The organism is Rhizobium sp. BK376 (assembly GCF_004341625.1).
In the GTDB taxonomy this organism is placed as follows: Bacteria; Pseudomonadota; Alphaproteobacteria; order Rhizobiales; family Rhizobiaceae; genus Rhizobium.
In genome coordinates, this window is record NZ_SLZG01000044.1 from 1 (window position 1) to 22,216 (window position 22,216).

At 59.9% G+C, this 22,216-nt stretch carries 21 protein-coding genes and 2 pseudogenes; 5 read left to right on the forward strand and 18 right to left on the reverse strand.

The window, feature by feature from the left end; translation table 11 throughout:
• The coding region (locus tag EV561_RS34710; protein ID WP_165928029.1) for a transposase at positions 1-347 on the reverse strand (347 nt) is incomplete at its 3' end.
• Between the two features lie 142 nt (positions 348-489).
• Between EV561_RS34710 and EV561_RS34715 the strand changes: the two are divergent.
• The 3 genes and pseudogenes from EV561_RS34715 (at position 490) to EV561_RS34725 (ending at position 2,697) form a co-directional block, all read left to right on the forward strand.
• Positions 490-1,603: pseudogene (locus tag EV561_RS34715) on the forward strand (IS110 family transposase).
• A 350-nt stretch (positions 1,604-1,953) separates the two neighbouring features.
• Positions 1,954-2,177 (forward strand): annotated as a pseudogene (locus EV561_RS38610) (Fic family protein); the annotation flags it as partial.
• 262 nt (positions 2,178-2,439) lie between these two features.
• On the forward strand, positions 2,440-2,697 hold the full coding sequence (locus EV561_RS34725) for a DUF982 domain-containing protein (protein WP_132528417.1): 258 nt from the start codon (positions 2,440-2,442) through the stop codon (positions 2,695-2,697).
• Between the two features lie 469 nt (positions 2,698-3,166).
• Here EV561_RS34725 and EV561_RS34730 read toward each other — a convergent pair whose 3' ends face one another.
• The 12 genes from EV561_RS34730 to EV561_RS34785 form a co-directional block, all read right to left on the reverse strand.
• Positions 3,167-4,531, reverse strand: coding sequence for an amidase (locus EV561_RS34730; RefSeq protein ID WP_132528418.1), 1,365 nt, complete (start codon positions 4,529-4,531; stop codon positions 3,167-3,169).
• Entirely contained in the window at positions 4,528-5,772 is a 1,245-nt protein-coding gene (locus tag EV561_RS34735) for an extracellular solute-binding protein (RefSeq protein ID WP_132528419.1), read from the reverse strand. Before EV561_RS34735 ends, EV561_RS34730 begins: the two co-directional genes overlap by 4 nt.
• Before the next feature lie 16 nt (positions 5,773-5,788).
• Entirely contained in the window at positions 5,789-6,850 is a 1,062-nt protein-coding gene (locus EV561_RS34740) for a GTP-binding protein (protein WP_132528420.1), read from the reverse strand.
• Positions 6,840-7,172, reverse strand: a complete 333-nt coding sequence (locus EV561_RS34745; RefSeq protein WP_132528421.1) for a hypothetical protein — start codon at positions 7,170-7,172, stop codon at positions 6,840-6,842. Before EV561_RS34745 ends, EV561_RS34740 begins: the two co-directional genes overlap by 11 nt.
• Positions 7,173-7,222: 50 nt before the next feature.
• Positions 7,223-8,104 carry a polysaccharide deacetylase gene (locus EV561_RS34750; RefSeq protein ID WP_132528422.1) on the reverse strand — a complete coding sequence of 294 codons (882 nt, stop codon included), beginning with the start codon at positions 8,102-8,104 and terminating at the stop codon, positions 7,223-7,225.
• A 27-nt stretch (positions 8,105-8,131) separates the two neighbouring features.
• On the reverse strand, positions 8,132-9,235 hold the full coding sequence (locus EV561_RS34755; RefSeq protein WP_132528423.1) for an ABC transporter ATP-binding protein: 1,104 nt from the start codon (positions 9,233-9,235) through the stop codon (positions 8,132-8,134).
• Between the two features lie 83 nt (positions 9,236-9,318).
• Positions 9,319-10,551 (reverse strand): extracellular solute-binding protein, encoded by a 1,233-nt coding sequence (locus tag EV561_RS34760; protein ID WP_132528424.1) that lies wholly within the window; start codon positions 10,549-10,551, stop codon positions 9,319-9,321.
• A 98-nt stretch (positions 10,552-10,649) separates the two neighbouring features.
• Positions 10,650-11,417 carry an SDR family NAD(P)-dependent oxidoreductase gene (locus EV561_RS34765; protein WP_132528425.1) on the reverse strand — a complete coding sequence of 256 codons (768 nt, stop codon included), beginning with the start codon at positions 11,415-11,417 and terminating at the stop codon, positions 10,650-10,652.
• A 13-nt stretch (positions 11,418-11,430) separates the two neighbouring features.
• On the reverse strand, positions 11,431-12,171 hold the full coding sequence (locus EV561_RS34770) for a glucose 1-dehydrogenase (protein WP_132528426.1): 741 nt from the start codon (positions 12,169-12,171) through the stop codon (positions 11,431-11,433).
• On the reverse strand, positions 12,171-13,016 hold the full coding sequence (locus EV561_RS34775; protein ID WP_132528427.1) for an ABC transporter permease: 846 nt from the start codon (positions 13,014-13,016) through the stop codon (positions 12,171-12,173). Before EV561_RS34775 ends, EV561_RS34770 begins: the two co-directional genes overlap by 1 nt.
• A gap of 2 nt (positions 13,017-13,018) precedes the next feature.
• On the reverse strand, positions 13,019-13,918 hold the full coding sequence (locus EV561_RS34780) for an ABC transporter permease (protein ID WP_132528428.1): 900 nt from the start codon (positions 13,916-13,918) through the stop codon (positions 13,019-13,021).
• Positions 13,919-13,963: 45 nt separating this feature from the next.
• Positions 13,964-15,037 (reverse strand): ABC transporter ATP-binding protein, encoded by a 1,074-nt coding sequence (locus EV561_RS34785; RefSeq protein WP_132528429.1) that lies wholly within the window; start codon positions 15,035-15,037, stop codon positions 13,964-13,966.
• A 543-nt stretch (positions 15,038-15,580) separates the two neighbouring features.
• Here EV561_RS34785 and EV561_RS34790 point away from each other — a divergent pair.
• Entirely contained in the window at positions 15,581-16,591 is a 1,011-nt protein-coding gene (locus EV561_RS34790) for a GntR family transcriptional regulator (protein WP_132528430.1), read from the forward strand.
• A gap of 75 nt (positions 16,592-16,666) precedes the next feature.
• On the opposite strand, the gene EV561_RS34795 is transcribed toward EV561_RS34790, so the two are convergent.
• The 5 genes from EV561_RS34795 to EV561_RS34815 are packed head-to-tail and all read right to left on the reverse strand — an operon-like array spanning position 16,667 to position 20,920.
• Positions 16,667-17,638, reverse strand: a complete 972-nt coding sequence (locus tag EV561_RS34795) for a biotin-dependent carboxyltransferase family protein (protein ID WP_132528431.1) — start codon at positions 17,636-17,638, stop codon at positions 16,667-16,669.
• Positions 17,628-18,503, reverse strand: coding sequence for a carboxyltransferase domain-containing protein (locus EV561_RS34800; RefSeq protein ID WP_132528432.1), 876 nt, complete (start codon positions 18,501-18,503; stop codon positions 17,628-17,630). Before EV561_RS34800 ends, EV561_RS34795 begins: the two co-directional genes overlap by 11 nt.
• Positions 18,503-19,888 (reverse strand): acetyl-CoA carboxylase biotin carboxylase subunit, encoded by a 1,386-nt coding sequence (locus EV561_RS34805; RefSeq protein WP_132528433.1) that lies wholly within the window; start codon positions 19,886-19,888, stop codon positions 18,503-18,505. Before EV561_RS34805 ends, EV561_RS34800 begins: the two co-directional genes overlap by 1 nt.
• Positions 19,885-20,127 carry an acetyl-CoA carboxylase gene (locus EV561_RS34810; RefSeq protein WP_132528434.1) on the reverse strand — a complete coding sequence of 81 codons (243 nt, stop codon included), beginning with the start codon at positions 20,125-20,127 and terminating at the stop codon, positions 19,885-19,887. Before EV561_RS34810 ends, EV561_RS34805 begins: the two co-directional genes overlap by 4 nt.
• Positions 20,114-20,920, reverse strand: a complete 807-nt coding sequence (locus EV561_RS34815) for a 5-oxoprolinase subunit PxpA (protein WP_132528436.1) — start codon at positions 20,918-20,920, stop codon at positions 20,114-20,116. Before EV561_RS34815 ends, EV561_RS34810 begins: the two co-directional genes overlap by 14 nt.
• A 258-nt stretch (positions 20,921-21,178) precedes the next feature.
• Here EV561_RS34815 and EV561_RS34820 point away from each other — a divergent pair, with 258 nt between their 5' ends.
• Positions 21,179-22,087 (forward strand): LysR family transcriptional regulator, encoded by a 909-nt coding sequence (locus EV561_RS34820; protein WP_132528435.1) that lies wholly within the window; start codon positions 21,179-21,181, stop codon positions 22,085-22,087.
• Positions 22,088-22,216: the final 129 nt, after the last annotated feature.

Here is a 22,216-nt window from a genome sequence, read left to right on the forward strand (position 1 = left end):
TTGCAGTGGACCGGCCTGAACCAACCAAGCCGCATCAACTGCGCAATGCCCCGCGCATCCTTCTTGTCGGTCTTCACCGGCATCGTCTTGAAGGCCGCACGCACGTGCCGCGTCTCGATCAGCTCGACCGCCAGACCCGTCTTCGCCATCCCGGCATAAAGCCATTGCGACAGGGGGCCAGCCTCAAGGCCGATCCGCTCCATGGCCACGCCGTGCTCGGCAAACCAGGCGGTCAGCGCATCGGGCTCGCTGAGGACCTTCGCTTCCCGCACGATGCGGCCATCCGCATCCACCACGCACACACTCGAGTATTCCAATGATACGTCGATGCCGGCATACTGCTTCATGGTCGTCTCTCCGTGATGCTATGGAGCAGGCCACTCCTGACTCCGCGACACCATCATTGTGAGGGACGACCACCAAACCTTCAAACTCGGCTGGCTGGGCTCCGCCCGTTACACCATCTAGAAAACTCTCTGGAGGCCAATCATGCCGATAACAACAGATCAAACTCAAGTACGGACCGCTACCCCCTTCGATCTTGGTGCAATTTTCGTCTCGTTGGCTCTGTCACCTGGCAGCGAGAAAATGTCCCGCCACAGCATCAGTGGAGGCGACATCGCCGGTTTGTTTGCGTGCTTCGCCAGAAGGCCAAACGGCGAAAGAACACATTGTACCCATTGGTCGTGATCCAAGAGGTCGGGCTGGATGGCTTCTGGTTAGGACGAGTGCTGAGCAAGGAAGCTTGGATAGAGAGCCACATTGTAGAGGCCGCATCGATTGCCATGCCGCGCCGGCATCGCCCGGCGAAGACCGACTGTATCGACGGTGAGATGCTGATCCGGGCTTTGATTGCGTGGAAACGTGGCGAGCCTCGTGCGTGCTCAATGGTCAGGCTTCTCACACCCGAAGAAGACGACAACCGACGGATCGGGCGGGAGCGGAAAACTCTGATTGCCGAGCGCGTCTTCCACGTCAATCGTATAAAAGGACTACTCTTCGCGCAAGGAATACGGGACTACGAACCTGTCAATCGCGATCGCCGCCAACGTCTGGATGAGCTTCGAACTGGCGATGGGCGTCCGCTATCAAAACACCTGAAGGCCGACGTCTGCAGAGAACTTGATCGCCTCGAATTGTTGCTCACACAAATCAAGGCTGTAGAAGCTGAGCGAGATGCCCTGATCGTCCGCGAGACGTTGGAGACACCGAAGGAAGCGACCGCTCTTTTTGGCATCAAAGGAATAGGGCCGGAATTCGCTACGATCCTTTACACGGAAGGGCTGTTCCGACATTTCGACAACCGACGCCAAATCGCACCTTACGCAGGCCTTGCCCCTCCCCTTGGCAAAGCGTTAACGTCAACCGCGAACAGGGCGTCTCCAAGGCAGGAAATCCGCGTTTACGAGCGACCATGGTCGAGCTCGCTTGGCTATGGTTGCGGCATCAACCGAAATCGACATTAGCGTTATGGTTCAAAGAGCGCAGTGCTAGCAACGCCGGCCGCTTAATCGTGGCGCTCGCGCGTGAGCTACTCGTGGCTCTCTGGAAGTATGTAAGCTCCGGTGTCGTGATCGAAGGTGCAATCATGAAAACCGCTTGAAGCCGGAATGTCTGTGAAACGAAAATTCGAATCCTCAGGACCTGATCAGTCCTGGCGGATCCAGGTGAACGGACCGGGAATCCTTTTGGCCTTTAAATGCCGATCTTGAGTTTGGTTCCGTTCTCCTGAGCCCGTGCCCGTCGAATGCGGGAAAATGGTGCAGCCGCTGAGAGCGGCGACCGAGAACCGGGCCGGTAATTGCTATGGGCTCAGACCAAGGATCCGCTCACCAAGGAGAAATACGATGCCACTCGAATGAACAATTGACAGAAGACCTGATGTGAGGAGATTCGAACTTGCGACCAGTGATTTAGTCACACAGCAGGCAGCGGATCTGTACCCTCGCTTAGGATTTCCAGATATCTGCGGTAGCCGACACCGCCAACCAAGCATTCCAAGCTGCTACTCGGATTATCGATCTTTTCAAGGAGGATAGAGAGAAGATTACAACCGAAAGCGACCGAGCCGGATCGGCCCTTCGTATTCACGAACTCTTTCAACAAAACCCCTTCATATGGCAAATCAGATTGTTCAAATGACAGGCCTTTCCGGGCCGACCGTCAATGCCGCGCTCCGGGGCCCTTCGTCACCTCGCAAGTCTGGTCCTTCCCATGTCGTCGTCAGCAGGTTGAAACCCCTTGGATCCACACTCACCGCGAACCATCGTATAAGCCCGCTGACAAACTGGATCGCCCGGCAAGGCCCCCTGCCGAGTCCGAAAGATTTCTCACGGATCGAAAAGCCCGCTTTGACGCATCTCAAAGCTGGGATTTTCGATGGCATTAGAATGTATGAGAAAACCGTTTCATGCCTTCATGCCAACGAGGATTAGGACCATGGCAGCAGAGAACCTTTTACTGACTTGGGATGAGCCGGTATACGTGCACGTCCCCATGTACTCTCCTCAGATCATCCACGATCCGAGAGAGGCATTGGCGTTTTTGACAGCCGACTGGGCTGGATCGCGCGACAAGCATGAGTTTGCGCGCGAAATTTGCTCTGCCGCCATTCTCGGGCAGGTATCCAGCGAAACTGCACGCGAAGTATTTGTTGAGGCAGCGGTTGCCGCCAGGAAGGTTGGCTGCACGCCCTAAACAGGTGGTTGAGCCCCTCATAGGACTAGCTTTGTCCACTCCGGGGAGTGCTGTCGAGCTTCGACAATCGCTGTCGTTCGCAAAGAGCAAGCAGCCGCTGGATGGTTGGCAAGGTTGGTGGGCAAAAGCAATCATGGCGGCGAAGGCAGCCGCTGCTTAAGCGAGCCCCGTGTCACTTGTTGGGAGGACGGCAGAGGTTTGGACGGAGGAGAGCGATATTGCAACCCTGAAACAACACGGTGCGCATATGCTGACGCAGGTCCGGACGGCCGAACTCGACGGCGACCTTCGTGACCGGTTGCGGATGCTTTTCCGACTAACAGAACCTATGCGCGACCAATCTTCAAGCCGAAACCACCTCTGCAGCGTGCTGCCTGACCCCAGAGAGATTACCGGTCCCGACATCAGCACCATTTAGCCATTGGACTTTCGTGGATCATCCCTCAATTGAGGAGATCCTTGGTCTAATTCAGCAAGCCACAATGCCCTCTACCGCAAATGCCGCGGCTAACATTCGCTCGTCTTGTCCCCTTGGAGCAGATAGCAGCAATCCCGCCGGCATACCGGCCTCTCCCGTGCCACAGGGGAGCGATACACCGCACCAATCAAGGAAGTTGCCGATCATCGTGTTGCGCAGGGTACGGGCATTGACCGTGACGAAGAGCTCGTCATCCGCCTCCAGTGGTGCAATTGCAGGGGCGACGTGCGCGATGCTCGGATAGGCGACAAGCTCATTGGGGGCAAGCATGGCGCTGACCTCCTTGATGAGCTGCTCGCGCACCTGCAGGATTTGGAGATAGCCAACCAGCGTGATCTTTTCGCCAAGACGTGTGCGGGCAACGACCCGGCGATCCATGCGCTGTGCTTCTGGGCCCGCCAGCCGGCGATGATGAAGGGCGAAGGCCTCGGCGGTCACCAGCGGTCCATGTTCCGCCACCGCTTGAAACAGGCTGTCGAAAGCTGGAAATGCCGCGTGCCGCACCTTGACGCCGGCAGCACTCAGCCGGGCAAGTCCCGCCTGAAAAGCTTGCGCCACCCCGTCTTCAACATCGTCCATGACAACGTTGGTGGGGACGACGATCGACAGGTCTTCCGGATTTGCGCGCACGACATTAGGTGCCTCCCGGCCACGCATGGCCGCATCCACCCAGACGGCATCCTGGACGCTTCGGCAAAGTGGGCCGAGAGAATCGAGGCTGGTCGCCAGGGGGAATACCCCGACCATACTGTAGCGGCCACGGCTCGCCTTGTAGCCGACGAGCCCGTTGAAGGCGGAGGGAATGCGCACCGAGCCGCCGGTATCGGTGCCGACCGACACCGGCACCAGGCCCGACGCGACGGCAACGGCGGAACCCGACGAAGACCCACCCGGTATCCGGGCGACATCCGACGCCCGCGGATTGAGAGGCGTGCCATAATGCGGATTAAGGCCGAGACCGGAAAAGGCAAACTCGCTCATATTGACCCGCCCGACGGCGATCATACCGGAAGCTTTCAGCGCCGCGACGACATCCGCATCCTCTAACGCAGGCGCGGCATCCGCGAGCACGACCGATCCCGCCGTGGTCGGCAGGCCTTTCACCGCGAAAAGATCCTTCCAGGCGACCGGAATGCCGTCCAGCAATCCGAGCGACCGCCCTTCCCGCAATCGTCGCGACGATGCAGCCGCCTCTTCCTTCGCCCGCGCATCGAGCAGCGCCGTGAAAATCGCCTGGTCGGAATGGGTGCGGATCGCATCCAGGGTTTCCTCGACCAAGACGACGGGATCGAGGCTGCCGGACTGAAGCAAGACCGCCAGCTGCGCGATAGATTTGCCGAGATGGCTCTGCATCATGGTCCCTCGTCTCCCCTGCCGCCGACAAGCTGCATCCAGCGGCGTACCAGATAGTTGTGCTCATCCATCGTCGTGTTCCAAACCGCGATGCAATTGGCACGTTGCCAATACGAACCGCCGCTGCGCACCGATCCGGCTCTTATCCGGATCTGTCCATCCGGGCCGGGCAGATCTTCGACGGCGGCCCCGCCCTCGTACCAATAATCCCATTCCGCCGGCGTCATGAACTGGCGCGATCGCTGCGGCGTCGAGATATAGTATCCCTGGCGCGCGACAACGGCACCCGGCCAACCTGATATCCACCAGTTCAGATAGTCGTAGGCGACATCGAGCAGACGACCGCTCAAGTGTTTTGAAAGGCAGAGGCCTCCGTGCCAGGCGCGATAGCCTTCGGCGGGCACCGCTTGCTCGACCGGCACTCCCTTGGAATTCAGGATGCCGATACCCGGCGACCACATGCTTTGCACGTTGGTCTCGCCGGCAACCATCAACCGTGCGGCATCCTCGGCAGTCTTCCAGAAGCCGCGGAAAAAGCCGCTTTTCTTGCGCTCCTCCAGCAGATCGATCAACTGGTCGATCTCTTGAATCGACATGTTGCCGACATTATCAAACGACATCAGACCCGCGGCCTGGGCCGCCAGTGCCGCATCGAAAATGCCGATCGCAGGTTCATCCACCAGAGCCACCCTGCCCGCCCACCGTTCATCGAACAGCGCGCTCCAGGAATGCATGCCGACGTCACCCTTTGCGAGATCCGTCCGATAAGCGAAACTGTCGAAATTGTGCGTGGTCGGCAGCATGGAGATGAAGCGCGATGGTGTATCGCCCAAGGCGAGGTTCGGTTGGACGAACAGCTTGCGGGCGGGGACATCACCGAGACCCAGCCGCGGATTGGGTCCGATATGCCCGGTCTTGGTCAGGTCGTTGACTTCTTCCCACAAGACAATGCGTTCGGTATCGATCGGCTGGATAGCCCGCCAATGCCAGACGATGTCGAGATTGTGAAAGCACTGATCGTAGATGTCGTAGGTTTCCGGCTGGCGCGCCGCCTTGTACTGCGTCGTCAGGAAGTCGTTATTGTCGAACGTCACATCGATGCCGAGATCCGCCTGGGCGCGAAGCCGCAGTTCTTCCAAAAGCGAGATTGCCGTGCCGAGGATGCGCAAACGCGGCCGCCCCGCCAGGTGCAATGCGGGCGCGGGTGTCGATACGGATTTTGCTGCGGGGTGGTGCTTGTTCATGAAGGATCCGGTTGTGCTATTGCGCCACAATCGGGAGGACTGCAGCGGAAGGTAGTCGCGATGCCGGTGCCAGTGTGAAGGCTTCGAAAGAGCGTTTCAACACGGCGCCGTCCAATCCATCCAGGATAAATACCAGACGCGACCTGCGGTCGTCAGACGGCCACTGCGCCATATGCACCGGCGTATGTACCAGATGCTGGACGCCGTGCACCGCAACCGGTCGCTCTTCGCCACTGAGGTTAAGTATGCCCTTCACGCGCAGAACGCGTTCCCCATGCCGATTGAGCAGCATGGTCAACCAGAGCCCGAAAGCCGTCCAATCGACGGGCCGGTCTACGCTTAGTGAAATCGAGGAAATGGCCGCCTGATGCGGTTCGCCATCCGAGGAGACGAGCTGCACCGGCTCCTCGCAGTAAAAGCCGCTTTGGGACAGGCTCATCCCGGGCGAGGCATTGCCTTGCATGGCGACAAGCGCGGATAGATCGAGATCGGGATCAGCGGCAATCAGGATCGGAGAATCGGGATTAAGCACTCTCAGACGAGCCCGAAGGGCTTCTCGCTCGCTATGCGCATCGAGATCGGTCTTGGTGATGATCAACCGATCCGCGACCGCCGCCTGCCTGTTGGATTCGATATACGTACCGAGTTGATGCAGCCCATTCACCGCATCGACCGTCGTAATCACATTGCCGACACAGAAGTGATGCCGGAGCACAGGATCGGCCTTGATGGTCGACAAAACAGGAAAAGGATCGGCAAGGCCCGTGCTCTCTATGATGACGCGACGGAACGGCGGCAACAGCCCGCGTTCACGGCGCGACAAGAGTTCCTTGAGCGCGGCGGCAAGCTCGCCGCGCACCGTGCAGCATACACATCCCGACCGCAGCAGCACCATCTCGCCGTCCACGCTTTCGACGAGATCGTGATCGAGCCCGATCTCGCCGAATTCGTTGATCAGAACTGCGGTATCGGCAAATGCCGGAGCCGTCAGGATGCGTTTGAGCAATGTCGTCTTGCCGGAGCCGAGAAAGCCCGTCAGCAGATTGATCGGCAGGAAGCCGTCCGTTTCAACCAGCATGCCCCGCCTCCATCCTCGCGATGAAGGCGGGGTCAAGGGGATCGCAGGACCGATCGACAAGCCGTTCGGCCGCCGGCCAGAGATGGCCGAGATCCTCGATGATCTCGGTCCTGCCCGTTCGCGTCGACAGAACGAAGGACGCGCCCTGCCAATCGGACAGAACGAGGCCGAAGCCTGAAAGCATCCCGTTGGCGGCACGCACACGCTCTGCGCGTTCGCGCCGCCGCTGGTGACTGGCGTGACTACGAGTGAAGACACCGGGTCGTGCCGCGGCGTCAGTCCAGTGCTCGTTGCCACCGAGCACACCACACAGTGAACACAAGGCACTCGCCTCCTTCCGATTGACGCTTCCGGCGCTTTCAGCCTGGCGGGCTATTTCTTGCGCGGAAAGCGCGTAGCAAAATCATCGGCGATCTCGTTCATCGTGACGAACTTTACGCCGGGATGCTTGATCATATGCGCGTAGAGTCGTTCGAGCATCATCAGGACCTGCGGACGACCGGAAACATCCGGATGGATGGTAATCGGGAAGACGGCATAATCCATCTCCCGATAGACCCAGTCGAACTGGTCGCGCCACATCTGCTCGATATCATGCGGATTAACGAAGCCATGGCTATTCGGGGACTTCTTGATGAACATCATCGGCGGAAGATCGTCGAGATACCAGGAGGCTGGGATTTCGATCAGATCGGTTTCAGTTCCGCGCTTCAGCGGCACCATCCACTCCGACGGCTTGCGCGAATAGTCAATCTTCGTCCAGCTGTCGCCGACACGCACATAATAGGGCGTGAAGTCATTGTGCATGAGCGAGTGATCATACTTGATGCCGCGCTCAAGAAGCAGCTCATTGGTGACATTGGAGAATTCCCACCAGGGCGCAACGTAACCGGTCGGGCGCTTGCCGGAAAGCTTGGTCACCAGCTCGATGCACTTGTCGAGGATTTCCGTTTCCTGCTCACGCGTCATGGCGATCGGATTTTCATGGCTGTAGCCGTGGATGCCGATTTCGTGGCCGGCCTCGGCGACCGCCTGCATCTGTTCCGGGAAGGTCTCGATGGAATGGCCTGGAATGAACCAAGTCGTCTTGATGCCGAAGCGTTCGAACAGCTTCACGAGCCGCAGGCTGCCGACTTCGCCGGCAAACAAACCTCTCGAAATATCATCGGGCGAATCCTCGCCACCATAAGAACCGAGCCAGCCGGCCACCGCGTCGACGTCAACTCCGATACTGCACAAGATTTCCTTTGCCATGGGATTACCTCCTTCGGTTTTCTGTTATCAATGAGCTGGGATGACGGTGGCGTCGGCCGGATCCCAGGCAAGCATGACCTCGGCGCCCACGGAAAAGGCGCCCGGCCGGTATTTGTCGATATGTGCTTCCAGTGCGAGGCCGCGCCCGTCGGGAAGGCTGACACCGATCTGCGAGATATGGCCGACGACGTCGATCCGGTCGACGCGGGCGCCGACGACATTGCCGCCAAACATGCCGGCAAGGCGTTCCCGCGCAGAGGCTCCGGCGACATGGACTTCGATCGCCTCCGACGGAATGACGATATTGACCTTGCTTGAAAGGCCGCCATTCGCGCAGCCTGACAGCATGCCGAACGATGTCGAGACGACCGTGTTATCGGCCTGCATGCCCGCCACGTCGCCTTCGAAAATGGTATTGCGACCGATGAACTGTGCGACAAACGGTGTGTTGGGACGTGTATAGAGCTGATGCGGCGGGCTGATCTGCTCGACCCGGCCTTGGTTCATCACGACGATCCGATCCGACAGCGCCAAAGCTTCCGATTGGGCATGCGTCACGAACACGAAGGTGACGCCCAATCTTTTCTGCAGCAGCTTCAATTCGTTCTGGATAGCCTTGCGCAGATTGGCGTCGAGCGCGCCCAGCGGCTCGTCGAGAAGCAGCACATCCGGCTCAACCACCAGTCCCCGCGCAAGCGCGATGCGCTGGCGCTGGCCGCCTGAAAGCTTGTCCGGCTTGCGGTCGGCAATATCTTCCAACCCGAGGGTTGCAAGAATGCGGTCGACGCGCTCGTCCCGCTCGGCCTTCGACACGCCCTTGACCTCAAGGCCGTATCCGACATTGCGACGAACGGTCATGTGCGGAAACAGGGCATAATTCTGGAAGATCATCGACGTCGGCCGCTTCTGCGGCTGCACGTCGTTGATGCGCTCGCCTTTGATCATCATGTCGCCGGAGGAAATGCTCTCGAAACCGGCGATCATGCGCAGCGTCGTCGTCTTGCCGCAGCCGGACGGACCCAGAAAGGCGATGAATTCGCCCTTCTTGATCGCAAGATTGAAATCGATGACCGCGGGCGTGCCGTTGTCATAGACCTTGCCGACATTGATAAGTTCCAGGTCATACATCATGAAGGATCTCCAGGCGTGAACAGAGAGGCCGGACGGCCTCCCTGCTAAGCGTGTGACAGACGGTCAAGGCCCGACACATCCGATCAGGCGTTGAGGAATTCGTCCCACTTCTGGATGAGGTGGTCGTATTCGTCCGGCCACTGATGCCAGTAGGCGACATTCTTGGCGCGTTCTGACAGCGAGCCACCATCGCGAAGGTCACCTTCCTTGATGCCCCGCTCGGTAGCGCCCGCCCACGGCTTGCCCTCGTACCAGAAGGCATATTTCTCCGGCGCCATGACCTTCTGGATATTGGTTGACGGCGAGTAGTACCCCTGCTCCGACACCGCGATGCCGGGCTCGCCCGACAACCAGTAGTCGGCATAGGCGATCACCGCATCCTTGTTGGGCGTGCCCGAAATCATCGACGGACCGATCGCCCAGCCGCGATAGCCTTCCTTCGGCACCGCGTATTTGCACGCCTTGCCTTGCGCCTTCACGGCCATCACGGCCGGCTGCCAGGCGTCGCTGACGACCATTTCGCCCGAAGCCATGAGGTTGACCAGTTCGCCGAAATCGCCCCACAGGGCGCGGAACTGTCCGTCCTTCTTCTTGGACACCAGGAATTTTGCCGCTTCGTCGATTTCGGCAGCACTCGGATTGGCCGGGTTCTTGACGTTCGAAAGCCCGAGCGTGTTCATTGCCATGATGGCCTGCCCGAAGGCGATCAGCGGGTCGGTGTTGAGGCCAGACTTGCCCTTCCACTTCGGATCGAAGATCGCCGCCCACGTGTTGGCCTCCTCGGCCGACAGCACATCGGGATTGTAGCCGATGGAATCGTAGTTATAGACGGCCGGTACCATGTTCAGCGTGGTCTTGGCGTCGTCGGCCCAGATCTGGCCGACGATCTGCTGCTTCGCATCCCACTTGTCAGAGGGGGTCGTGAAAGTGTCGCGTATATTGGCCCAGTTCTTCAAGGACGCTGCCGGAATGGGCTCGACATTGTTGGTCATGACGATCGACGGCAGGCGCTCGCCGATGATCTCCCAGCAATCATAGTCCTTCGAACCGGAAAGGATCTTCGTTTGCGCATCGGGGAAGGTCGCAGCCGTGCCCGAAGTCTGCCCGACGCCGCTCGCCTTGCGGAAATCGTCGAGGATTCGCTCCTGAACGGTGACCGAAAGGCCAATGGTGCGCAGCTGTTCCTTGGCGAGGTCGCTTGCCTGTGCATAGGCCGCCCGCGACGACAGGAACGGCGTGCCGCCGCCAATCGCCAGCGCCATGACGCCGGCGGATTGCTTCAACAGAGAGCGTCTGTTCATTTCCATTTTGGACATCTCAAGTTCTCCAGTGCTGATTGCTGTTCCCTCAGCCCTTTGCGGGCCTGCTTCATTCCCCTGTCGCGTAATGATCGGTCTCTGCCGGACACCTGCGATCAGTACCGCCCCACGAGGAGGCCACCATCGACGACCAGAACCTGGCCGGTCATGTATCTCGCGCTCTTCGAGGCGAGAAATGCGATCACGTCGGCGATATCCTCGGGCTCGCCCAGCCGGCCCATCGGGATGAATTCCGCCGCCTTCTCGGCACCCGCCGGGCCAAGCGAATTCTCTTCGGAAAGAAGCTGCGCCGTGCGGATATAACCGGGCGCAATGCCGTTGACCCTGACGCCGTCCTTTGCCAGCTCAACGGCAAGCCCGCGCACCAGGCCGACCACGCCGGATTTTGCGGCCGAATAGTGGACGTGTTCGTCCCACCCGTAGGCCACGCCCATGATGGAGGAGAGCGCGATGATGCTGCCTGATCGCCGCGCCCGCATGCCGGGGGCTGCGGCTCGCACCAGCCTGAAGATGCCCTTGAGATCGACATCCATGGTCAGGTCCCATTTGTCGTCGCTGAGTTTGTCGAGCGGCGTTCGATGGGCGATGCCCGCATTGGCGACGATGACGTCGATCTTGCCGAAGCGTGCCACCACGTCCTCGACCAGACCGTTGGCAGCCTCCGTCGAGCGCACGTCATAACGACGGAACTCCGCCGAACCGCCGGCAGCAAGAATATGGCGGACGGTGCCCTCGCCTTCTGCCTCAAGAATGTCGGTGACGACGACATGATCGCCGAGGGCGGCGAATGCCTTTGCGGTCGCCTGGCCGATACCGATACCTGCGCCGGTGACGATGACAACGCGCTTTTCTGGATTATCCATCTGCATCTTCCTTTCAGAGCATCACGTCGCCGGAATTGGGTCCGAGCGTTTGGCCGACGAAGAGGCTTGCTGCCGGCGAGGCCAGAAACGCCACGGTCGCGGCGACCTCATCCGGCTCGCCGAAGCGGCCGAGCGGCAACTCACGTTTCTTGCGCTCCTGCCATTCCGCCGAAAGCCCCTGCACCAGCGGCGTATTGATCGGCCCCGGCGCGACGGCATTGACGCGCACGCCTCGGCTTGAGACTTCACGGGCAAGCGACTTCGTCATGCCGATGATGGCTGCCTTGGCGCCGGAATAATGAACGAGCTCGACGCCGCCGATCTGTCCGAGCTGCGATGCGATATTGATGATGACGCCGTCACCGCGCGAAAGCATCGACGTCAGGACTGCCTTGGTCATCAGGAAGTTGCCGCGGACATGGACGGCAAACATACGGTCGAAATCCTCGACCTCAAGGTTCTCGAATGCCGCCTGGTGGGCTATGCCGGCGTTGTTGACGAGAAGGGCAACGTCGCCATGGGCAGCCACTCCCGCCGCATGAACCTCGGCCACATCCTCGGGCCGGGCGACATCGCCCGCGACCGCAGTTGCCGCGCCGCCTGCCTCGACAATTTCGGATGCGACGGACCGAGCCCGGTCTTCGGAGAGATCATTGACCAGAACGGCATAGCCATCGGCTGCGAGGCGAAGGGCGATGGCCCGACCGATACCCGAGCCGGCGCCGGTGACGATTGCGGAGGGCTTCTGAGGCATCACGCGTCCTCCTGGATGCGGATACGCTTGGCACGGCGCACCGACATCCCCATGAGGATCGCGTAGGTGCCGAGCAGCGCGAAGGAAAACAGCGTGGTGAGGACACCGAAGGCAAAAACGTTCGGGTGGACCTCGACGGAGAAGGTGCCATAGATCGCGAGCGGTAGGGTCAACTCACGGCCGGAGGCAAACAGGGTACGCGAAAATTCGTCATAGGAGAGTGTGAAGGCAAAGAGCATTGCCGACAGTACACCCGGGAAGATCAGCGGGAAGGTCACCTTCCGGAAAGTGCGGATGGGCGTCACGCCGAGCGACCACGATGCCTCTTCCATGCTGGGATCGAAGCGATTGAAGATCGCGAGCATGACGAGGAAGGCGAAGGGGAAGGTGTAGACCACGTGCAGGACGAAGGCAGTGCTCCACCAATGCCGGTCGATGCCGAATGCGTTGGCGACCAGCGCCATGCCGAGACCGACAAGAACGCCCGGCACCATCATGCCGAGGACGATCAGGTAGAAGACCACGCCCGAGCCACGGAACTTGCGGCGGAAAGCCTGGGCGGACATGACGCCGAGCACGGTCGAGACGATCATCGTCATCAACGCCAGCGACAGGGAGCGGATCAGTGCCTGATCGATCGGCAGCGGCGCGATGCGCGACGGCGGCGTCAGCCCGAAGAGATGGCGATACCAATAGGTCGACCATTCGATGATCGGAAACTGCGGCCCGCCTTCCGGACCCGTCTGGAAGGACAGGATCGCGAGGACAACAAGCGGTGCGTAGAGGAAGACGAGGAAGAGACCGGTATAGCCGCCGAGGCCGAGCTTGATGCTGCCGTTGTTCATGATCAGAGCTCCTTCCTGAGGTCAACGACCTTGAGCAGGGCGGCAATGACCACGCCCATGACGATCGTCAGGACGACACCGGCCACCGCGGCAAAGGCCCATTTCAACGAACCGACCTGGGTGACGATGATGTTGCCGAGCAGATTGACCTTGCGTCCAGACAAGGCGGCCGACGTGGCGAATTCGCCAAGAACCATCACGGAGACGAAGATCGCACCGACGACGACACCCGGCATGGAAAGCGGCAAGATGATCGTGCGGAAGATGCGCCAGAAGCCGGCGCCGAGATCCTGTGCGGCCTCGATGACCGAGGCATCAATGCGGCCCATCATGAATGCGATCGGCCCGACCATGAAGACGCAATAGATCTGCGTCATGCCGATGATGACCGACAGTTCCGAAAACAACAGCACCTCGATCGGCTGCTTCACGATACCGAGATTCATCAGGATCATGTTGATCGCGCCCTCGGTGCCGAGCATCGGTCGCCAGGCAAGCACGCGGATCAGAAAGGATGTCCAGAACGGAATGACGCAGAGAACGAGCAATACGGTCTGCAACGTCTTGTTCTTGACGAGCAGCCCGACGAAAAGCCCTGCCGGATAGCCGACGACGAGCGTCGAGACCAGCACGAGCAACCAGATGCGGATCGTCGTCCAGAGAGCCCCCAGATAGGTGGCACTGGTCAGAAAGGTGACCCAGCTCTGCAACGTCAACGTCGGCTCAATCTTGAAGGTCGTCTGCGTCCAGAAGGAAACATAGACCATCATCGCCATCGGCAGGACGAGAAAGGCGACCATCCAGATCATGCCGGGCGCCAGCAGCCAGAAGGTCGTGTTGGATTTCCGGCGCACGGTCGCACTTTCCTGCGCCGTGTCTTCGCTGGTCGCAACCATGGTCATCTCTCACGCTCCTTGGATGCGGGGAAAGGGTTGAGGAGGTTCACATCAGCCGAAGACAAGGGCATCTTCCTTCTTCCAGACGAGCGCATAGCGATCCTTTTCGACGAAGGCCGGCGGACGCGCATGGCTAAGGTGTGACTCGACCTCGAAGACATGACCGCCATCGAGCGCGAAGAAGGAGTTGACCGCCGCACCCGAATATTCGCTGGCGATGAAATCTCCTTCGATGCGAACCTCGTCGGCAGACAAACTGGTCCCGCGAGGGCGGATAGAGACGCGGTCGTAGCGGATGGCATAGGCCGGCTGTGGCGCCTTCCGGCGCGAGGCATTCAAGGGAAAGCGCCCGGCCGGGCCGATGAAAACATCCTCGACTACGCTGCCGGCAAACAGATTGTAGCAATTGAGAAAGCGCGCGACCGCTGCGGTCGCGGGGCTGTTATAGACGACGTCTGAGGCCGCCGCCTGAGCGATGCGGCCGCGATCGAGAACCAGCACGAGATCGCCCATCGCCAGTGCCTCGGATTCACTGCCCGTCACATGCAGGAAGGTTACGCCGCAACGCTCGCGGATGGCCTTGAGTTCACTTCGCATCCGACCACGCAGATTGGCGTCGAGCGCTCCGAGTGGTTCGTCGAGCAACACCATCTTCGGCTCGGTCACCAGGGTGCGCGCAAGCGCGACACGCTGGCGCTGACCGCCGGAAATCTGTGTGACGGCGCGGTCCTCAAAACCCTTGAGGCCGACCAGCGCCAGCATATCCTGAACCCTCGTTGCCAGAACGCCGGCATCGGTCACCGGATCCACCTTGCGATTGCGCAGGCCAAAGCCGACGTTTTCGGCAACCGACAGATGCGGAAACAGTGCAAAATTCTGGAAGACGAAGCCGATGCCTCGATCATGCGGTTCGACGCCATCGAGACGCTTTCCATGAAAGAGGATCGAACCGGAGTCCGGCTCCTCGAAGCCCGCGATCACGCGCAGCAGCGTCGTCTTGCCTGATCCGCTTGGGCCGAGCAGTGCGATATAGGCGTTGTCGGGCAGAGAGAAATCCACCGCGTCGAGCGCCGGCGCACCGCCATACGACTTGATGACTTTCTTGAGCTGAAGAACGGTCGACACCGAATTCCTACCAGTTTCAAGGCAAGGACCATCCTTCGGGCAGAGCACCATCATCGCCGGAACTCCATCGATCCGGACCACGACGTCGGTCTGCGTTCGCGCAATGATTACATGCGCGTCAAAGAGATGTTCCTTGGCGTTTCAATCAGTTCCACCTGTGGCGCTTCTAGCGAGCGCCTTGATGACGAAAGCATGGCATAAATGATTTTTGTATTCAATAGACTTTTTCAGTATGTCGCAGGATCGGGACTACTATCTCGGTAGAGCACCACATAAGGCCAGAGTGCACAGCGACATTTGGCATGTATAGTGGCGAAGAAGCCCCACGAGGAAAGCCATTTTCGGGCATTCACCGTAACAAACCATCTGACTGCATCCCATCGACGGATCTCTCCGCCAATGCCGGCCATCACCCCTTGTCATCAGCCAAATCGAAATAAAAAACATATTTTGTATTCAATAATCATTTATTTTTGCACTGTGTTCGCGCTATAAAAGGGGTAAGAGGGAGGCATCGGAACGACGTTGAGTCCACTGCATCAGATGACCGAAAACCACGCGCGCCCCAATGCGCAGAAGCGCTATGAGATCGCGGAGGACGTCCTGCGCAGCAATATCGGTGACAGCACGTTGCCGCCAGGCATTGTGTTGCTTGAAGGTCCGATCGCAGACATCCTGCAGATTTCGCGCGCACCCGTGCAGCGAGCGCTGCAGACCCTGGAAAGCGAAGGACTGGTGCATCGCTTCAACGGGCGCGGATATCTCGTCGGCACTGCCGGGCAGGGTATCGAACCCAACCGTACCGACATCAAGACGCTTGGCCTCAATATTCCGCGCCATGCCGACGAGGCGCTTCAAAGCCGCGCCTCGTGGGAGCGGATCTACAACACAGTCGAAGCCGATGTCGCCGGCTGCGTCGTCTTCGGGCAATACCGCATCATCGAGATCGAGCTTGCCGACCATTTCAACGTCAGCCGCACCGTGGTCCGCGATGTGCTGGCCCGCCTTCGCGAACGTGGACTCGTGAGGAAGAACCAGTCGTCGCACTGGATCGCCGGCCCGCTGACCGCGCAGATGATCAAGGATCATTACGGCCTGCGCGTCATGCTCGAGCCGCAATCCCTGGTGGCCGGCGCCGGCCGGGTCGACCGGACGCGCTTGCACGACCTGTTCCTGCGCCTCTCTGAGCTGGAGAAGCTGGAGCCGGCCGATCACCTTTCGGCTCTCGAAGCCGTCCACGCCGACTTCATCGATATCTGTATCCTTGCAACGCTGAACGAACGCCTGAAGGAATCGATCCGAAACAATCTCTTGCCGGTGACGGCGACGGAACGGCTTCTGCGGCACCTCGGGCTGCCGGGCGATCCCGCCATCATCACCGAACTGCGCCTGATAACGGAACTGCTGCTGCGAGGCGCGGTCAAGGCGGCCGCTGCGATGATGGAAAACCATCTGGAAGCGTCCGTCGACCGCACCATCGCGCAGATGAAAATTGTCGCCATCATTCCAGGCCCAAGCGTCACCGCTGCCTATCTCACCCGCGTTCTCGAGTGAGCGCCTAGCGGTTCCCACACTGCGTCTTATGCGCGGGAAACCTGGGATCGTAAGGGCGACCATCCGTTTGATCCTCTAAGCCAGCGCAGCACGGAGGCGTTCCAGCAACGCCTGCCGATCCGCCCGCGCCGCCAGCGCCTGATCCATCGTCACCTCCACGAACTGTGTCGGCGTATGCGGCTGCAGTTGCGCGATCAGATCCATGTCGGCCGAGATCACCGTTCCCAGCATGAAATAACCGCCGCCGGAGACGGCATCGCGGTGGAGGATGATCGGCTCCGTGCCGCCCGGAACCTGGATCGAGCCATAGGGATAGCAGCTATCGACGATGTTGGACGGATCCGAGCCGGCGCCGAAAGGCTGCTTGCGCTCGACGAATTCCAGCTTGCGGCCACCACGGAAGCGATAGCCCATGCGGTCCGCCTCCGGAGCCACCTTCCACTGGTCGTCAAAGAAGTTGCTCTTCGTAGCTTCCGTCAGGCGATCCCAGTAGAGCCCCGGCAGCACGCGCAGCTCTGCCGGCATGCCGGGCTTGCGACGCAGTTCCTCGCCGAGAGAACGGCCCTCGGTTTCCAGAGAGCCAGCACCGACCGGAAGTTCATCGCCAATGGCGATCGCCCTGCCCTTGTAGCCGCCAAGCGCACCAATCACGTAGGTCGATCGGCTGCCAAGCGCTTCCGGCACATCGATGCCGCCGGACACGGCAATGCAAATCCTTGCACCGGATTTCAGAAAGTCGAAACTCACGGTCTGCCCTGCCTTCACCTTGAGGGCCGTCCATCCCGGCTGAAGTTCGCCGTCGATCCTGACGGGCATATCGGCGCCAGTGACCGCGATCAGCGCGTGGTCGAGAAATTCGAGTTTCGGGCCCATGAAGACTGCTTCGAGCCCGGCTGCGCCCTCATCATTGCCGACGAGGCGGTTGGCCGCCCGCATCGCATAGCGGTCCATGGCCCCACCAACCGGAATGCCGAGATGGAAATAACCAGGCCGTCCAAGATCCTGGACCGTGGAAGACAGGCCGTGATGAAGAACCTTAATGGCCATAGAGCACCGCCTCCAGCTTGGCGTTATAGCCGTCGATATCGGCCTGGTATTGCCTGAGATCGAAACTGACCTCGCGGATCGGCGGCGCGAAGCGACCCTTGTCGACATCCTCGACCGCCTGGTCGTAACCCTCGCGGTCGATCGGCCGGAATTTCACGATGTCGCCGGGCCGGAAGAACACCATGAAATCGCGCAAATAGCTCGTCGACTGGGTGGGATCGAAGATGGGCATCGGCGTGATGCCGAACATCTGGTAGCCGCCTGCCCCGCGCACCGAATAGATGCAGCCGAAGCAGCCGCCATGACCGACCGTCAACCGTGGCGTATCCGTGCGCGGACGCAGATATTTCGGCACTTCGATCTGCCGCTGCCGCTCGACCATCTGGTACATGAACGGCAGGCCTGCGACGAAGCCGACCATGGAGACGAACCAGGGCGAGCCGGCATGGCCCGATATGAACTCGTCGACCGCGCCATAGCCGCTGATCCTGGCGGCAAAGTCAAGGTCGGTGCCACCGGGCTCCTGATGCCGCTCGCGAAAGCGCATCAGCGTCTCATGCGTCCACGGGTCGTTATAGAAAACCGGGATTTCGACGATGCGGGTGGTGATGACGGGCTCGGCCTTTTCGGCCTCACCCTCGATTGCCTTGACCTCGCGCAGGAGATCGTCCGGCTTGATCAAATCCGGATTGAACTTGACCTGGAAGGAGGCGTTGGCAGGGCAGATTTCCGTCACGCCCTTGATGGCGCTTTCGCGCACGCCCCTGGCCATCGACAGGCTTTTGAAGAAGGCTTCAAGGGACATCTCGTCACTGCATTCGATGAAGAGATGCTCGTCCCCTCCGAACGTAAAGCGAGCAGGCATCAGGCAACCTCCGCGGCTATGCCGTCAACCGCAGCAAAATCGGTCTCCAGCCAGGATTCGAGAAAACGCGTATGGAATGCACCCTTGCGCACCGACGGGTCGCGGGCGAGAGCGAGATGCAGCGGGATCGTCGTCGGCAGTCCCTCGATCACCAGACCGGAAAGGGCGGATGCCAACCGGTCGAGGCAGGCATTTCGATCCTCGGCCCAGACGATCAGCTTGCCGAGAAGCGAGTCGTAGAAGGGCGGCACCGTATAGCCGGCATAAAGCATCGTGTCGAAGCGGATACCCTCGCCTTCGGGAACTGAGAGCCGCGTAACGGTGCCCGGGGCCGGCAGAAATCCCTTCGCCGGATCCTCGGCATTGATCCGGCATTCGATGGCATGGCCGCGCGTGCGAATGTCCGGTTGCGACAGCGACAGGGGAGCACCGCCCGCCACCTTGAACATCTCCTGCACAAGATCGATGCCGGTGGTCATCTCGGTGACGGGATGTTCGACCTGGATGCGCGTATTCACCTCGATGAAATAGAACGCGCGGCTATCTTCGTCGTAGAGGTATTCGACCGTGCCTGCCCCGCGATAGCCGACCTCGGCCGCTAGGGCGACGGCGCTGGCACACAAATGCTGTCGGACATCATCGGGCAGCAGAAAGGCCTGCGCTTCCTCCCACACCTTCTGGCGACGACGCTGCAGCGAGCATTCGCGTTCGAAGCAATGCACGAAGTTCTGCCCGTCGCCGAAAATCTGCACCTCGATGTGGCGGGCTCGGTTGATGACTCTCTCCATGTAGAGGCCGCCATCGCCGAACGCCGCGGCCGCCTCTGCCGAGGCAAGCGGGAACTGTTCTTTAAGTTCGCTCAGCGACTGGACGATGCGGATGCCCCGTCCGCCGCCGCCGGCCGCAGCCTTGATCATGACCGGAAAACCGGTGCGCTCGGCAACCGCCTCAGCCGCACCAATATCGGCCACGCGGCCGTTGCTTCCCGGCACGGTGGGCACGCCGGCGCGTTGAGCGATCCCACGGGCGGCGACCTTGTCGCCGAGCAGCCGGATCGCTTTACCGCTTGGCCCGATGAAGATCATGCCTGTCGCCTCGACGGCATCGGCAAAATCCCCGTTCTCGGACAGAAAGCCATAGCCCGGGTGAATGGCGTCCACGCCGGCCGAACGCGCTGCCGAGACGATGGCCTCGATGTTCAGATAGGATTTTTTCGAGGCCGGTGAGCCGATGTCGATCGCCTCGTCGGCGAGCTTGACGGCAAGCATGTCGGCATCCGCAGCGCTATGGACCTGCACGGTGCGAATGCCGAGTGCCTTTGCCGCCTTTATGATCCGGACGGCGATTTCACCGCGATTGGCGATCAGAACCGACCGGATGGTCATGGGTCGACCTCCGCGAGGACCTGGCCCGCCATGACAGGCTCTTCGTTGTCGACGAGAAAGGTGATGTTCCTACCGTCGAGCCCGGCTTCGATCTGCTGGAAGGTCTTCATGACCTCAATCAGCCCGATGGTGTCGCTGGCAGCGACTGCATCGCCCTCGGCCTTGAACGGCGGAACATCCGGGGACGAAGCCCTATAGAAGGTCCCCGGAAGAGGTGATCTGATCTCAAGCTTGCTCATGGGGCCTCCGATTGATGTCGTTGTTCAATATCTGAGAAACGGGTGCAATCCGGATACCCTCGGCGATAAGCGCTTCGCGTATGTGCCCGACGATCTCGAGCGCGCCCAATGTATCGGAATGAAAACAGATTGAATCGAAGGCGATCGGAACGTCCACTCCGCTGATGGTGCGAACCACGCCTTCGGTGCAGGCCCTCAGCACTTTTCGCGCGATTGCCTTCGGATCCGGACGGCCGGCATCGCGCGTAAAGACGATCCAGCCGGTATCGCCATAGTCTCGGTCGGCATAGAATTCGCGGACGACGGGCTGCCCCGCCTCCTGTGCGGCAAGGCAGGTGGCCGAACGGTCCATGCAGAAGACGAACATGCTGGGAGCCACCGTACGCATATATTGCACGAAGAGCTGTGAAAGATCCGCATTGGCGGCGAGCTCCATATAAAGCGCGCCATGCGGCTTCACATGCTGCACCGGCACGTCGTGACGCCTGGCAAATTCCCGCAGCGCTCCGACCTGGTAGATCAGATCGTTGACGATCTCGCGGCTGGTGCCATTGATTTTGCGGCGTCCGAAGCCCTGCAAATCGTGGTAGCCGGGGTGAGCGCCGATCGCAACGCCATGCGCTGCTGCCATGCGCACGGTCTCATCCATCAGATTGGGGTCGCCGGCATGAAAGCCGGTCGCGATATTGGCCGAACTGATCAGCGCGATGAGGTCCTCGTCAACTGAATCGCCGATCCGCCAACGCCCGAAGGCCTCCCCCATATCGCAATTGATATCGACCGCTTCCTTCAAGTCATGACCTCGCATCTGTGTCCTCATCGGGACCATCGACAAGAACGTTAGAGCGAAAGATAAATTCTTAAAAATACAATTTTCAAAGCATCATTATCTGATAAATCGATACCTGCGCTCAAAATCGCGCCAAAAAATATCCAAATATATCAACTAACTTGTCGCAATGCCCATAAATAAATCGAAAACAGGCTCATTTTCAGATCTTCAAATCTGATTCTCTGATGCGGTTTTCAGCTAAATTGATGGAGGGACCGGTTGAGTCTCAGCCTGCGCCAGCTTCGCTACTTCGTCGCAACGGCCGAATATGGCCAGATTTCCCACGCAGCGATCAACCTGTCGATATCGCAATCAGCCGTCACGGCCGCCATCAAGGACCTCGAGCTGACGGTCGGCGTGTCCCTTTTCGACCGGACTCCCCAAGGTATGGAACTGACGACGGCCGGGCGGCAGTTCTTGTCCCATGCCTATGAGATCCTGAGCAAGGTTGACGAGGCGACGCATCTCAATCTGGTAAGCAGCGATATCGAGGGCGAGTTGGTTGTCGCTGCAACCTACACCGTGATCGGCTATTTCCTGCCTCTCCACATCGAGCGCATGCATCGCCTTTATCCCAAGCTGAGGATCCAGCTCTATGAGGTCAACCGGGAGTCGATCGAGGAAGGTTTGTTGACCAATCGTTACGACATTTCGGTGCTGCTGACCTCGAACATCCTCAACCCGATGCTGACGACCGAGACGCTTCTGAGCTCCGTCAGGCGCCTTTGGGTGCCGGCTGGCCACAATCTGTTACGCCGGGACGGCATCGGCCTGCGCGAGATTGCGCAGGAACCCTATATCATGCTCACTGTGGATGAAGCCGCGCATTCTTCCCTTAAGTACTGGAGCAGAACGCCCTACCAGCCCAAGGTCCTCTTGAGAACGAGCTCTATCGAGGCGGTCCGGTCGATGGTGGCAAACAGCCTTGGCGTTGCCATCCTTTCGGATATGGTTCATCGCCCCTGGTCACTCGAGGGGCGACGCATCGACACAGTGAATATACAGGACCCGGTCCCGCCGATGGACGTCGGTCTCGCCTGGCGCGCCAATATCGAATTCACGCAACCCATGTTGGCGTTCCGCCGCTATTTTCAGCAGTCCTTCGGCCTGCCGGGCACGAATGCATGATCAACAGTTCGGATAAGTAGTAAGCCTCCGGTGAGGCTTCCGATTACCCACATTGTCGGCGAGTTCCAATGGAAATGCCGAAGGCGATGTCATTGAGGCGGGCCAGGCCTCGCCATACGACCATGTTTC

Coding starts and splice junctions, on each gene's coding strand:
- EV561_RS34765 (WP_132528425.1), bottom strand. CDS start 11,417: ATGGATAATCCAGAAAAGCGCGTTGTCATCGTCACCGGCGCAGGTATC.
- EV561_RS34740 (WP_132528420.1), bottom strand. CDS start 6,850: ATGCTGGTTGAAACGGACGGCTTCCTGCCGATCAATCTGCTGACGGGC.
- EV561_RS34755 (WP_132528423.1), bottom strand. CDS start 9,235: ATGATGTATGACCTGGAACTTATCAATGTCGGCAAGGTCTATGACAAC.
- EV561_RS34780 (WP_132528428.1), bottom strand. CDS start 13,918: ATGACCATGGTTGCGACCAGCGAAGACACGGCGCAGGAAAGTGCGACC.
- EV561_RS34735 (WP_132528419.1), bottom strand. CDS start 5,772: ATGAACAAGCACCACCCCGCAGCAAAATCCGTATCGACACCCGCGCCC.
- EV561_RS34750 (WP_132528422.1), bottom strand. CDS start 8,104: ATGGCAAAGGAAATCTTGTGCAGTATCGGAGTTGACGTCGACGCGGTG.
- EV561_RS34775 (WP_132528427.1), bottom strand. CDS start 13,016: ATGAACAACGGCAGCATCAAGCTCGGCCTCGGCGGCTATACCGGTCTC.
- EV561_RS34730 (WP_132528418.1), bottom strand. CDS start 4,531: ATGATGCAGAGCCATCTCGGCAAATCTATCGCGCAGCTGGCGGTCTTG.
- EV561_RS34805 (WP_132528433.1), bottom strand. CDS start 19,888: ATGACCATCCGGTCGGTTCTGATCGCCAATCGCGGTGAAATCGCCGTC.
- EV561_RS34770 (WP_132528426.1), bottom strand. CDS start 12,171: ATGCCTCAGAAGCCCTCCGCAATCGTCACCGGCGCCGGCTCGGGTATC.
- EV561_RS34795 (WP_132528431.1), bottom strand. CDS start 17,638: ATGGCCATTAAGGTTCTTCATCACGGCCTGTCTTCCACGGTCCAGGAT.
- EV561_RS34725 (WP_132528417.1), top strand. CDS start 2,440: ATGGCAGCAGAGAACCTTTTACTGACTTGGGATGAGCCGGTATACGTG.
- EV561_RS34800 (WP_132528432.1), bottom strand. CDS start 18,503: ATGCCTGCTCGCTTTACGTTCGGAGGGGACGAGCATCTCTTCATCGAA.
- EV561_RS34810 (WP_132528434.1), bottom strand. CDS start 20,127: ATGAGCAAGCTTGAGATCAGATCACCTCTTCCGGGGACCTTCTATAGG.
- EV561_RS34790 (WP_132528430.1), top strand. CDS start 15,581: ATGACCGAAAACCACGCGCGCCCCAATGCGCAGAAGCGCTATGAGATC.
- EV561_RS34760 (WP_132528424.1), bottom strand. CDS start 10,551: ATGTCCAAAATGGAAATGAACAGACGCTCTCTGTTGAAGCAATCCGCC.